The organism is Massilia atriviolacea (genome assembly GCF_003953935.1).
GTDB classification, from domain to species: domain Bacteria; phylum Pseudomonadota; class Gammaproteobacteria; order Burkholderiales; family Burkholderiaceae_D; genus Telluria_A; species Telluria_A atriviolacea.
In genome coordinates, this window is sequence record NZ_RXLQ01000026.1 from 12,940 (window position 1) to 25,288 (window position 12,349).

Genomic DNA, 12,349 nt, shown 5'->3' on the forward strand with positions numbered 1-12,349 from the left:
GGCTGATGGGGGCCGGCAAGACCACCATCGGCCGCATCCTCGCCAGGAAGCTCGGTAAACGCTTTGTCGATTCCGACCACGAGATCGAGGCCCGCACCGGCGCCACGATCCCGTGGATCTTCGAAATCGAGGGCGAGGCGAGTTTTCGTCGCCGTGAGGCCGAGGTCATCCGTGACCTCACGGCGCAGGACGGACTCGTCCTCGCCACCGGCGGCGGGGCCGTGCTCGACCCCGCCAGCCGCGCCTACCTGAAACAACGCGGCCGCGTGGTCTACCTGCGCGCCAGCGTCAACAGCATCATGCTGCGCACCACCCACGACAAAAGCCGGCCGCTCCTGCAGACGGCCGACCCCCGCAAGAAACTCGAAGAATTGACGGCCCAGCGCGAGCCGCTGTACCGCGAGATTGCCGACCTGGTGATCGATACGGGCCGACCTAACGTACAATCGATGGTCCAAACAATTCTGACGCAGTTGTCCGCGCTCGGCCCCGCCGCCGCGCGAACGGCGCGTGGATCCACTATGCATACTCTGCACACGCAGCATACATCGCAAGCACCGAATACCGATCCCGCGCGGATCTTCCTCAACGTCGACCTGGGCGAACGCAGCTATCCGATCACGATCGGCGCCGGCCTGCTGTCCGACCCGGCGCTGCTCGAGCGTCACATCGCCGGGCGCAAGGTCGCCATCGTCACCAATACCACCGTGGCCCCGCTGTACCTGGAGCGCGTGGCCGCCCCGCTGCGCGCTTGCGGGCGCGACGTGCTCGAGATCGTCCTGCCCGACGGCGAACAGTTCAAGAACTGGGACAGCCTGATGACCATCTTCGACGCCCTGTTGGAGCACAGGTGCGATCGCAAGACCACCCTGGTGGCCCTGGGCGGCGGCGTGATCGGCGACCTGACCGGGTATGCCGCCGCCAGCTACATGCGCGGCGTGCCCTTCGTGCAGATGCCGACCACCCTGCTGTCGCAGGTCGACTCCTCGGTGGGCGGCAAGACCGGCATCAACCATCCGCTCGGCAAGAACATGATCGGCGCCTTCTATCAGCCGCGCGCCGTGCTGGCCGATACCGCGTCGCTGGACACCCTGGCGCCGCGCGAACTGTCGGCCGGGCTGGCCGAAGTGATCAAGCACGGCGCCATCATCGACGCCGCCTTCTTCGACTGGATCGAAGCGAACATCGGCAAGCTGATGGCGCGCGACCCCGAGGCGCTGGCGCACGCCATTTCGCGCTCCTGCGAAATCAAGGCCGACGTGGTGCGCCAGGACGAGCGCGAGGGCGGCCTGCGCGCCATCCTCAACTTCGGCCATACCTTCGGCCACGCGATCGAAGCGGGCATGGGCTACGGCGCCTGGCTGCACGGCGAAGCGGTCGGCTGCGGCATGGTCATGGCGGCCGACCTGTCGCACCGCCTCGGCCTGGTCGACGCGGCCACCGTGGCGCGCATGCGCGCGCTGGTCGGCGCGGCCGGCCTGCCGACCGTGGCGCCCCATCTGGGCACCGAACGCTGGCTGGAACTGATGGAAGTCGACAAGAAGAACGAAGGCGGCGCCATCAAGTTCATCCTGATGAAGCCGCTGGGCAGTCCGAGCATCACCAGCGCCCCGCGCGATCAATTGCTGGCCACCCTGGCCGCCTGCGTCGGCTGACATGCATCCCGACGCCCACCTCGCCCCGTACGCCGTGCATTCGGAGACGGCGCGCGGCCGGCGCCATCCCGAAACCTCGCACGCCTCGCGCAGCCAGTTCCAGCGCGACCGCGACCGCATCATCCACTGCTCGGCCTTCCGCCGGCTCGAATACAAGACCCAGGTCTTCCTCAATCACGAGGGCGACATGTTCCGCACGCGCCTGACCCACAGCCTGGAAGTGGCGCAGGTCGGGCGTTCCATGGCGCGCAACCTGCGCCTGAACGAAGACCTGGTCGAAGCGCTCGCGCTGGCGCACGACCTCGGGCACACGCCGTTCGGCCATGTCGGCCAGGATGTGCTCGACGAGTGCATGAAGGACCATGGCGGCTTCGAACACAATCTGCAAAGCCTGCGCGTGGTCGACGAACTCGAAGAGCACTACGGCGCTTTCGACGGCCTGAACCTGATGTTCGACACGCGCGAGGGCATCCTCAAGCACTGCTCGCTGACCAATGCCAGATTGCTCGGCCCCGTGGCGCAGCGCTTCATCGACCGCACCCAGCCCTCGCTGGAAGCGCAGCTGACCAACCTGGCCGACGAAATCGCCTACAACAGCCACGATATCGACGACGGCCTGCGTTCGGGCCTGATCACGATCGCGCAGCTGGAGGAAGTCGATTTTTTCGCGCGCCGCTGGCACGATGTGCAGAAGGCGTATCCGGGCCTGTCGGGCCGGCGCGCCATCTACGAGACCTTGCGCCGCCTGATCACGGTGCTGGCCGACGACCTGATCGAAACGTCCGGCGTGCTGCTGGCCGAAGCCGCCCCGGCCGACGTCGACGCGGTGCGCGCCGGCGCTCCGCTGATCCGTTTTTCGGACCCGATGCGCAAGGATGCGACGGAGCTCAAGCGCTTCCTGCGCGCCAACCTGTACCGCCATTTCAAGGTGAACCGGATGCGCGTGAAAGCGAGCCGCATCGTGCGCGAACTGTTCGAGGCCTTCATGGCCGAACCGGTGCTGCTGCCGCCCGACTACCAGCTCGCTAGCGGCGACCTGACCAGGCAGGCGCGCAAGATCGCCGACTATATCGCCGGCATGACCGACCGCTATGCGATCCGCGAACACCGGCGCATTTTCTCGCTCGACGATCTGTAGCGGGATGTGCCGTTAGCGTTCTCGTCAGAACAGGGACGGGGCGCCCAGGTCCTGCAGCAGCTTCTTGACCGGCGCCGGCAGCGGCGCGCTGTCGATGCGCGCCAGGTCCCACCACAGGTAGGGCGCGGCCAGCGGGGCGCGCTGCGACAGATTCACTTGGTAGGGCGCGATGTGCAGCTTGTAGTGCGTGAACACGTGCACCAGCGGCAGCAGCGCCTGGACTTCTTCCACCATGCCGAAGGCGCTGGCCGCCGGCCCCACCGCCTCGATCGCGAGCGCGCCGCGCAGCGCATGGCCGTCGACTTCCGGCAGCGACATCAGCCCGCCCCAGATACCGCTCTGCGCGCGCTGTTCGAGCAGCACCTGGCCGCTGTCGATCACCACCAGCAGGGCGGCCTGCTTCTCGGGAATGGTCTTCTTCGGTTTGCGCACCGGCAGTTCGGCGGTGCGGCCGCTGGCGTAGGCCACGCAGCGCCCGCGCAGCGGACAGCGCGTGCAATCGGGCTTGCTGCGGGTGCAGAGCGTGGCGCCCAGGTCCATCAAGCCCTGGGTGTAGGCTTCGATGCCCTCAAGCGGCAGCAGCGCTTCTGCGCGCTGCCACAAGCCGTCTTCGACCGCCTTCAGGCCCGGAAAGGCATCGATGCCGAACACGCGCGCGAAGACGCGCTTGACGTTGCCGTCCAAAATGGCGGCGCGCGTGCCGCTCGAAAAGGCGGAAATCGCCGCCGCCGTCGAGCGGCCGATGCCCGGCAGATCGGCCAGCAGCGCCGGGTCGCTCGGGAAGATGCCGCCGTATTCGTCGACCACGCGCTTGGCGCAGGCGTGCAGGTTGCGTGCGCGCGTGTAGTAGCCAAGGCCGCTCCACTGCGCCATCACCTCCTCGGAAGGGGCGGCGGCCAGGTCGTGCAGGGTAGGGAAGCGTTCCAGGAAGCGCGCATAGTAGGACAGCACCGCGGCCACCTGGGTTTGCTGCAGCATGATCTCGGAGAGCCAGATGCGGTAGGCGTCGCGCGTGTTCTGCCAGGGCAGGGCGTGGCGTCCGTGCGACTGTTGCCAGTCGATGACGGCAGCGGAAAACGAGGGGTCTTCCAGCTGCCCGAACTCGGTCAGCCGTTTCACGCAGCCGCTTCGAATGCCGCCGCGGTGCTGCGCTGCATGGCCGCTTCCACATTGCCCGCCAAATCGTTCAGGCGCCCCTTGACCTTCTCCAGCGCGAACTGGCTCGCTTCAAACGATTCGATCTTCGTTTCCAGGCTGTCGGTGGCATCGTGGATGCGCTGGATCGACGCCAGACGGTGCTTGAGCTGGTCCTTGTGCTGGCGGATCTGCGCTTCCAGCGGCGACATGATCACCTTCAGCCACGCTTCCACGTCGGCGTTGGCGGCGCGGTAGCTGCGCCGCACGCGCGAGGCGATCGAATCGAAGAAGCGCTCGATCACGGCGTCGCGGCTGGTGATGAGCAGGGTCGTGGTGCCGAACTGCTTGGTGTAGACCTCCTCGATGGCGTCGATCTCCTTGCGGTACTTGTCGAGCGAGAGCGTCATCGGCACGGCCAGGCTGAGGCCATGCTCGGCCGCGAATTTACGGTACATCATTTCCATCATCTCGCTGATCTCGGCGATCTTGCGGTTCGAGACATCGAGATTGGCGCGCGCTTGGTCGAAGAAGTGCTTGACCGGGCCGCGGATGCCGGTGGTGACGAAGCGCGATGCCGCCATCGCTTCGCGCACTGCCGCGATTTCCTTGTGCACGATGTCCATGCCGAGCGTGGTGTAGAGCTCCGTGGACAGGCGCGCGAACACGGCGCGCGTGCCCTGCAGCTTGAACAGGCTGCCGTCGAATTCCTTCTTCTCGACCTCGACGCGGCGCATCATGTGGGCGATCACGCCCTGGTTCTTGCCGCGCAGGCTTTTCAGTTCCTGCAGCTGCTCGACGATGTCGCGGATGCGCGAACCGATGGTGGCCTGCTGGATCCCGACCACCGCGTTCAGGTCGTCCGCGAGCTGCTTGCGGATGATGTCCTGCTTGGCCGGAATCAGTTCGTTGAACAGGGCTGCTTCGAGCGCGCCCAGGCGGCTTTTCTCGAGCAGCGCCATGTCGCCGTTGATCTTGCCGACCAGGGCCTTCTGGGCCGACACCGGGAACACCTGGCGCGGCTCGAGGGCCAGCATATGGGCCACCGTGGTTTGCTGGCGTTCGATCTCGGCGTCGTTTTCAAGCTCGGTCTTGAGCTCGTCCCACATGGCGTCGATCTTGTTCATGACCACGATGCGCCCGGAACCGGCACCGATGTGGGTGCGCCAGACTTCGATGTCGCTCTTGGTCACGCCCGTTTCGGCGGCCAGGATGAACAGCACAGCGTGCGCGTTCGGAATCAGGTTCAGGGTCAGTTCCGGCTCGGTGCCGATCGCGTTCAGGCCCGGCGTGTCGAGGATGACCAGGCCTTGCTTCAACAGCGGGTGAGGGAAGTTGATGATCGCGTGGCGCCACAGCGAAATCTCGATCATGCCGTTGTCGTCCAGGGTGGCGGCGACATCCGGGTCGCTCTCGTCGAACAGGCCGTAGCGCTTCGCTTCCTCGACCTTGACGTGCTTGGTCAGGCTGACCTGCTTGAAGGTTTCGTGCATTTCCTCGCCGGCGTCGAGCGCCAGCGGCAGCACGGTCCAGGCGGACGGATCGTCGCGGTAGTCGCCGGTCGACAGGTTGCTGGCGCGCGTTTCGATCGGCAGCAGGCGGATGCAGGGCGGAAAGGCCGGGTCGTACATCAGCTCGGTCGGGCACATGGTGGTGCGGCCGGCCGCCGACGGCAGGATGCGCTGGCCGTAATCGGCAAAGAAGATCGCGTTGATCAGTTCGGATTTGCCGCGAGAGAATTCCGCCACGAAGGCCACCGACAGGCGGTCGTCGGCCAGGCGCGCCAGCGCGCGCGCGATGCGCTGCTCCGTTGCCGCGTCGGTCAGTTCGGCCGCATTGACCCATACCTGATACTTTTCCAGCGCCATCGCCACGTCCTGACGCCACGCGCTGTACTGCTCAAAATCTTGCACCATTATGCTCACATTGCCCTCGCGTACAGGTTCTTGCGAATCCTGCTCGATTGTCATTTTTGACAATTTACACAATAAAAAGTCGACCGCTGTCCCTGCTTGATCTGACGAATCTCTGCCCCACAGTTGCGGCAAGGCACTCCAGCACGATCATAGACGAAATATGTCTGTTGGAAATAGCCCGATTGCCCATTTACAGCAATAAAGTCACGTAAAGTGCTGCCCCCTTGCACAATAGCCTCAGACAGGATAAGGCGAATGGCCTCGGCCAGTCTGTTGTAGCGTTCCCGGCCGATGCGCGAGGCCGGGGTTTTCGGGTTGATTCCGGCCCGGAACAGGCTCTCGCAGGCGTAGATATTCCCCACGCCGACGACGATATCGCCCGCCAGCAACACCTGCTTGATCGGCGCCGAGCGCCTGCGCGTCTCGCGGTACAGCAATTCGCCCGAAAAACCGTCTTCCAGCGGCTCGACGCCGAGGCCGCGCAGCAGGATGTGCCGGGCGAGTTCGCCCTCGTCGCCGGGATGCCACAGCACCGCCCCGAAGCGGCGCGGATCGTTCATGCGCAGCACTTGCGGGCCGGCGTCGCCGCCGACGACCAGGTCGAAATGGTCGTGTTTTTTCGGTTCCGTGTCCAGCGGCAGCACGCGCAGGTGGCCGGACATGCCCAGGTGAATGATCAGGGTGCCATGATCGAAGGCGATCAGCAAGTATTTACCGCGCCGCCCCGTGTGCAGGATGCGTTGTCCCGCCAGCAATTCCGACAGGCCGGGCGGAAACGGCCAGCGCAAGCCGTCGCGGCGCGTCAGGACGCTGTCGACCACGCGGCCGTCGAGATGGGGCGCGACGCCGCGCCGGGTGACTTCTACTTCGGGCAGTTCAGGCATGCTTGATAGGAAAAATTCATGTCGGTGAGGCTGAGGTGGCGTACGCAAAGCGTGGGTTGGGCGTAGAATCGGACATCATCGCTGTCATTCTGGAACCACCTTGAAAAACGCTTTCGCCATTGTAACCCTGTCCGGACTGCTGTCGGCGTGCGCCGTGGCGCCAACGCCTCAGGCGGACACGCCTGCCGCAGCCCAGGCCGACGCGCCCGCGCCTGCCTCGTTGCCGGCAAGCACGGACGCCCCCCTGCCACCGGCCGCCGAGGTGCTGGCCGAAGGCGAGAGGGCGTCGGCGCCGGACGAGCCCTCGCCCGACCTCAAGCTGCCCAACGTGGCCTTGACCAAGGACATGCTGTACAAGCTGATGAAGGCCGAATTCGAGTTCCGCGGCGGCGTCTGGCAGGGCCCGTACATGACCCTGATGGGCCTGGCCCAGCAGACGCGCGACCCGCGCCTGGCCCAGCGCGCCGCCGAAATGGCCCAGGCCGCCCAGCAGGGCAACGAAGCGCTGGCCGCGATCCGCCTGTGGCGCGAACTGGCGCCCGAGTCGGACGAAGCGACCCAGTACTACATCGCCGCCTCGGTGATGGCCGAAGACCTCGGCGAAGCGGGCGAGCTGTTCGCCACCCGCCTGCGCGAGGCGGCGCCGGCCAGGCGCGGCCTGGTCATGTACCAGATCCAGCAGCTGCTCACCCGCGCGCGCGACAAGGCCGCCGCCGGCGCCCTGCTCGAACGCCTGCTGGCGCCCTACAGCGCCATGAGCGAAGCGCGCGTGGTGCTGGCGCAGTCGGCCTACACGCGCGGCGCCGCCGACGCGGCGCTGGCCCATGCCCGGGAAGCGCTGCGCATCAAGCCCGATTCCGAAATCGCCGTGCTGACCCTGGCGCAAGTGAGCGGCGAGCAGGCCGACGTGGCGCCCTTGCTGGCCAGTTTCCTTGCCGCCAACCCCGGCGCGCGCGAAGTGCGCGCCGCCCACGCCCGCATTCTCTTAACGCAAAAGCAATATGACGCGGCGCGCAAGGAATTCGAGGCCCTGCTCAAGGAGCAGCCCGACAATCCCGGCACCCTGTACGCGCTGGGCATCCTGTCGATGCAGCTGAACGACCCCAGGGCGGCCGAGGGCTACCTGGCCGGCTTCGTCACCGCGGTCGACAAGAACCCCGGCGAGGAGCGCGATCCGGCCAAGGTGCTGATGATGCTGGCGCAACTGGCCGAAGAGCGCGGCGACCTTCCCGCCGCCCGCGCCTGGCTCGGCAAGGTCGACCAGGAGGACGCGCCGACCTGGTTCGCGGCGCAGTTGCGCAGCGCCCAGCTGATGGGCAAGCAGGGCGACCTGGCGGGCGCGCGCGCCTTCCTGGGCGCGCTCAAGACCGAAGAGCCGGCCCGGCAGGTGCAGGTGGTGCTGGTGCAAAGCCAGGTGCTGCGCGAGGCCGGCAAGATGGACGAGGCCTACGCCGTGATGGAGGAGGGCGCTGCGCGCTTCCCGGCCAATCCCGACCTGCTCTACGATTTCGCCCTGCTGGCCGAAAAAATGGGCAAGGTCGAGGTGATGGAAAAGCACCTGCGGCAAGTCATGCAGCTCGCGCCCGACAACCACCATGCCTACAACGCGCTGGGCTACTCGCTGGCCGAGCGCAATGTGCGCCTCGACGAAGCGCTGGCGCTGATCGACAAGGCCCTGAAGATGGCCCCGGCCGATCCCTTCATCATGGACAGCATGGGCTGGGTCCAGTACCGCCTGGGCAACCTGAACGAAGCCGAGGCCCACCTGCGCCGCGCCTACGCCCTGCGCAACGATGTCGACATCGCCGTGCACCTGGGCGAAGTGCTGTGGCACAAGGGCCAGAAGTCGGACGCCCAGCAGCTGTGGCGCGAAGCGCGCGCCAGGGACCCCAAGAACGACACGCTCAAGAGCACGCTCGCACGCCTGCAGCTCAAGCTCTGATGGGCGCGGCCGCGATCGGTCATAATGCCGCGCATGTCCTTTACGCCGTCCCACTGCCATGATGCTTAAAAACCGCTTCCTCGTGCTGGCCTTCGCCGCCACCACGCTCCTGTCCGCCTGCGTCACGCCCACCAATCTGTCGAAGGACAGCGTGGCCGCCTACCGCGACGCCATCGAACTGAACGGCCGGCTGACCGTGAACTACCAGAAGGACGGCCAGACCGAAACCCTGACCGGCAAATTCAACTGGAACCAGACCCCGGCCGCGGTCAACGTCAGCCTGGCTTCGCCGCTGGGCCAGACCATCGCCACGATCAGCGTCACCCCCGAATCGGCCACCCTGGTCCAGGGCGACCGCGCCCCGCGCGTGGCGCGCGACATCGACAGCCTGACCGCGCAGGCGCTGGGCTGGTCGCTGCCGGTATCGGGCCTGCGCGACTGGCTGCAGGGCTATGCCACCGGCGCCGACGGCCAGCGCTTCGCCGCCTCGCCCGCCGCCAACACGGTCACCACCGCCGACGGCTGGCGCCTGACCTACGTGAGCTGGCAGGATGCCGGCGCGGGCAAGCCCGTGCCGAAGCGCATCGACGTGGCCCGCGTGGCCAGCGCCACCGTGGAAGCGATGGAAATCCGCATCGTGATCGACCCGCAAGGCTGACATGCGCGCCACGTCCCTGCACGACTGCCCGGCCCCGGCCAAGTTGAATCTTTTCCTGCACGTCAACGGGCGCCGCGCCGACGGCTACCACCTGCTGCAAACCGTGTTCCAGATGGTCGACCATGGCGATGTGCTGCATTTCGACCTGCGCGCCGACGGACGCATCCGCCGCACCACCGAGGTGCCCGGGGTGCCGGAAGAAAGCGACCTGATCGTGCGCGCCCTGCTGCTGCTGCAGGCGGCCTACCAGGCCCGCCACGGCCGCCCGGCGCCCGGCATCGACGTCGCCATCGACAAGCGCCTGCCCATGGGTGGCGGGCTCGGGGGCGGCTCCTCGGACGCCGCCACCGCGCTGATGGCCGCCAACGCCCTGTGGCAGGCGGGCCTCTCGCGCGAGGAACTGATGGCGCTGGCCTTGCCGCTGGGCGCCGACATCCCGTTTTTCATCTTCGGGGAAACCGCCTTCGCCGAAGGCGTGGGCGAGGCCTTGCAGCCGGTCGCGGCCCCGGATTGCTGGTATCTGGTGATCGAACCGGGCGTCGCCGTCCCCACCGCAGCAATATTTTGCTCGGAACAGTTGACAAGGAACACGGAGCCGGTCAGAATAACGGACTTTTCCAGACACACCATGAAACACACAGTGTTCGAGGGGTTCGGAAAAAATGATTTGCAAGCAGTGGCAGTGAGTCTGTTCCCGCCGGTAGCACAGGCGATCGACTGGCTCTCGGCGCACGGTGATGCCAGGATGACTGGTTCGGGAGCGTGTGTGTTTTGCGCGTTTTCCAGCGAAGCGGAAGCTGATACGGTACTGCGACAAGTGCCCGGCATCTGGACAGCGTGGAAAGCAAAAGCGCTGATGCATCATACTCTCAAGACGGTGTTGCAAGTTAGTGTGGTTTTAGAATAGAATTTGGCCTGGCGTTGTGTTTGACGATAAAATGTCAAGTGTGACGACAAGCAGTCAGTTGCGTAGGGGAATCGCCAAGCTGGTTAAGGCACTGGATTTTGATTCCAGCATACCAAGGTTCGAATCCTTGTTCCCCTGCCATTCGTTTTGCCTGGTCTGTCGATGCGAAGTGTGCGTCCAGCAGGCGGACTTGGTGGCCTCGCTCTCGCGAGTCACTTGTTAGCTCAGCGTCGGCCGGTCTGTTCAGGCTGGCGACATTCAAAGAAATCAACGCTTACCTCTTGGGACTCCCATGGCTTACGAAAACCTGATGGTTTTTACCGGCAACGCTAACCCTGCGCTGGCTGAAGGAGTCGCAAAAAATCTCGGCATCCCTCTCGGCAAAGCAGTCGTCTCCAAGTTCTCGGATGGCGAAGTCATGGTCGAGATCAACGAGAATGTCCGCGGTAAAGACGTTTTTGTCCTGCAATCGACCTGCGCACCGACCAACGACAGCCTGATGGAAATCATCCTGATGGTCGACGCCCTCAAGCGCGCGTCCGCCGGCCGCATCACCGCAGCCATCCCTTACTTTGGTTATGCCCGCCAGGACCGCCGTCCGCGTTCGGCGCGCGTGGCCATCTCGGCCAAAGTCGTGGCCAACATGCTGGAAAAAGCCGGCGTCGAGCGCGTCCTGATCATGGATCTGCACGCTGACCAGATCCAGGGCTTCTTCGATATCCCGGTCGACAATATCTACGCTTCCCCGATCCTGCTGGGCGACCTGCAAAAACGCAATTACGACGACCTGCTGGTTGTCTCGCCCGACGTCGGCGGCGTGGTGCGCGCGCGCGCCCTGGCAAAACGCCTCGGCTGCGACCTGGCCATCATCGACAAGCGCCGCCCGAAGGCGAACGTGTCGGAAGTGATGAACATCATCGGTGAAGTCGAAGGCCGCAACTGCGTCATCATGGACGACATGGTCGACACCGCCGGCACCCTGACCAAGGCGGCCGAAGTGCTGAAAGAGCGCGGCGCCAAGAAAGTGGTGGCGTATTGCACGCACCCGGTGCTGTCGGGTCCTGCGATCGACCGCATTTCGGCTTCGCCGCTGGACGAACTGGTGGTCACCGACACGATTCCGCTGTCGGCCGCCGGCCAGGCCTGCGACAAGATCCGCCAGCTGACCTGCGCACCGCTGCTCGCTGAAACGTTCAAGCGCATCAGCAAGGGCGATTCGGTGATGTCGCTGTTTATCGACTAAACTGCGCCACTGATCCGGCCGGCAGGCATACCCGATTCACAGGGTGGCAAGGCGGGAACCGCGCGTTTCCGGCCTTGCCACCCTGAAGTTTATTTCAGATTCAATTTCCGGACACCCCAGGGTGTCCGTTTTCGAGTGCCCCTGGTCGCGGGGGCGCTCACACCGCAGGGCGATCAAGCCCCGCCTATTTTGGAGTAACACATGAAAGTTATCGCATTCAATCGCACTTTGCAGGGGTCCGGAGCGAGCCGCCGCCTGCGTATCGCTGGTCAAACGCCAGGTATCATCTACGGTGGCGCCGAAGCCCCTGTGCTGATCCAGCTGGACGGCAACGCGCTGTTCCACGCGCTGAAAAAAGAAGCGTTCCACGGTTCGGTCCTGGAAATGGAAATCGACGGCAAGACCCAGCCAGTCCTGCTGCGCGACTTCCAGATGCACGCATACAAGCAATTGGTCCTGCACGCCGACTTCCAGCGCGTCGATGCCAACAGCAAGCTGCACAAGAAAATCGCCCTGCACTTCGTGAACGCCGACGTCTCGCCAGCAGTCAAACTGCACGGCGCGATCGTTTCGCACGTCCTGCAAGAGCTGGAAGTATCCTGCCTGGCAACCGACCTGCCAGAGTTCATCACCGTCGACCTGACCAACATCGATGTTGGCCATTCGATCCACGTTGCTGACCTGGTCCTGCCAAAAGGCGTGGTCGCGATCACCCACGGCAAGAACCCAACCGTCGCTACCGCTGCTGTGCCAGCTGGCCACGTGTCGGCCGAAGCCGCTGCCGAAGCCGCTCCAGCCGCTCCAGCCAAAAAAGGCAAGAAGTAATCATTCGCGCGCCGCTGCGGTGGCGTGTTGAAGAAAAACCCGCTTGG

The 12,349-nt window shown here is 65.2% G+C and carries 10 protein-coding genes and 1 tRNA gene; 8 read left to right on the forward strand and 3 right to left on the reverse strand.

Annotation, left to right across the window (positions count from 1 at the left end):
* Positions 1-5: 5 nt before the first annotated feature.
* Entirely contained in the window at positions 6-1,655 is a 1,650-nt protein-coding gene (aroKB, locus tag EJB06_RS29410; protein ID WP_126077626.1) for a bifunctional shikimate kinase/3-dehydroquinate synthase AroKB, read from the forward strand.
* A 1-nt stretch (position 1,656) separates the two neighbouring features.
* Positions 1,657-2,793, forward strand: coding sequence for a deoxyguanosinetriphosphate triphosphohydrolase (locus EJB06_RS29415; RefSeq protein WP_126077582.1), 1,137 nt, complete (start codon positions 1,657-1,659; stop codon positions 2,791-2,793).
* A gap of 24 nt (positions 2,794-2,817) precedes the next feature.
* Here EJB06_RS29415 and mutY read toward each other — a convergent pair whose 3' ends face one another.
* The 3 genes from mutY to mutM are packed head-to-tail and all read right to left on the reverse strand — an operon-like array spanning position 2,818 to position 6,727.
* Positions 2,818-3,912, reverse strand: coding sequence for an A/G-specific adenine glycosylase (gene mutY / locus EJB06_RS29420; RefSeq protein WP_126077583.1), 1,095 nt, complete (start codon positions 3,910-3,912; stop codon positions 2,818-2,820).
* On the reverse strand, positions 3,909-5,843 hold the full coding sequence (locus EJB06_RS29425) for a dynamin family protein (protein WP_126077584.1): 1,935 nt from the start codon (positions 5,841-5,843) through the stop codon (positions 3,909-3,911). Before EJB06_RS29425 ends, mutY begins: the two co-directional genes overlap by 4 nt.
* Positions 5,844-5,893: 50 nt before the next feature.
* Positions 5,894-6,727 (reverse strand): bifunctional DNA-formamidopyrimidine glycosylase/DNA-(apurinic or apyrimidinic site) lyase, encoded by an 834-nt coding sequence (gene mutM, locus EJB06_RS29430; RefSeq protein ID WP_126077585.1) that lies wholly within the window; start codon positions 6,725-6,727, stop codon positions 5,894-5,896.
* Positions 6,728-6,827: 100 nt separating this feature from the next.
* On the opposite strand from mutM, the gene EJB06_RS29435 reads away from it, so the two are divergent.
* The 6 genes from EJB06_RS29435 to EJB06_RS29460 all read left to right on the forward strand — a co-directional run bounded on the left by EJB06_RS29435 (position 6,828) and on the right by EJB06_RS29460 (position 12,302).
* On the forward strand, positions 6,828-8,669 hold the full coding sequence (locus EJB06_RS29435; protein ID WP_126077586.1) for a tetratricopeptide repeat protein: 1,842 nt from the start codon (positions 6,828-6,830) through the stop codon (positions 8,667-8,669).
* A 58-nt stretch (positions 8,670-8,727) separates the two neighbouring features.
* Positions 8,728-9,327: an outer membrane lipoprotein LolB gene (locus EJB06_RS29440; RefSeq protein WP_370660162.1), complete on the forward strand. Its 600-nt coding sequence runs from the start codon at positions 8,728-8,730 to the stop codon at positions 9,325-9,327.
* Between the two features lies 1 nt (position 9,328).
* Positions 9,329-10,234: a 4-(cytidine 5'-diphospho)-2-C-methyl-D-erythritol kinase gene (gene ispE, locus EJB06_RS29445; RefSeq protein WP_126077587.1), complete on the forward strand. Its 906-nt coding sequence runs from the start codon at positions 9,329-9,331 to the stop codon at positions 10,232-10,234.
* Between the two features lie 64 nt (positions 10,235-10,298).
* Positions 10,299-10,375: transfer RNA gene (locus tag EJB06_RS29450), tRNA-Gln, on the forward strand.
* A gap of 151 nt (positions 10,376-10,526) precedes the next feature.
* Positions 10,527-11,477: a ribose-phosphate pyrophosphokinase gene (locus tag EJB06_RS29455; protein WP_126077588.1), complete on the forward strand. Its 951-nt coding sequence runs from the start codon at positions 10,527-10,529 to the stop codon at positions 11,475-11,477.
* A 201-nt stretch (positions 11,478-11,678) separates the two neighbouring features.
* Positions 11,679-12,302 carry a 50S ribosomal protein L25/general stress protein Ctc gene (locus EJB06_RS29460; protein WP_126077589.1) on the forward strand — a complete coding sequence of 208 codons (624 nt, stop codon included), beginning with the start codon at positions 11,679-11,681 and terminating at the stop codon, positions 12,300-12,302.
* Positions 12,303-12,349: the final 47 nt, after the last annotated feature.

Bases quoted from the DNA above. Each gene is read 5' to 3' on its own strand.
- EJB06_RS29440 (WP_370660162.1), top strand. From the start codon at position 8,728: ATGATGCTTAAAAACCGCTTCCTCGTGCTGGCCTTCGCCGCCACCACG.
- EJB06_RS29460 (WP_126077589.1), top strand. From the start codon at position 11,679: ATGAAAGTTATCGCATTCAATCGCACTTTGCAGGGGTCCGGAGCGAGC.
- mutM (WP_126077585.1), bottom strand. From the start codon at position 6,727: ATGCCTGAACTGCCCGAAGTAGAAGTCACCCGGCGCGGCGTCGCGCCC.
- EJB06_RS29425 (WP_126077584.1), bottom strand. From the start codon at position 5,843: ATGGTGCAAGATTTTGAGCAGTACAGCGCGTGGCGTCAGGACGTGGCG.
- ispE (WP_126077587.1), top strand. From the start codon at position 9,329: ATGCGCGCCACGTCCCTGCACGACTGCCCGGCCCCGGCCAAGTTGAAT.
- EJB06_RS29415 (WP_126077582.1), top strand. From the start codon at position 1,657: ATGCATCCCGACGCCCACCTCGCCCCGTACGCCGTGCATTCGGAGACG.
- EJB06_RS29455 (WP_126077588.1), top strand. From the start codon at position 10,527: ATGGCTTACGAAAACCTGATGGTTTTTACCGGCAACGCTAACCCTGCG.
- aroKB (WP_126077626.1), top strand. From the start codon at position 6: ATGGGGGCCGGCAAGACCACCATCGGCCGCATCCTCGCCAGGAAGCTC.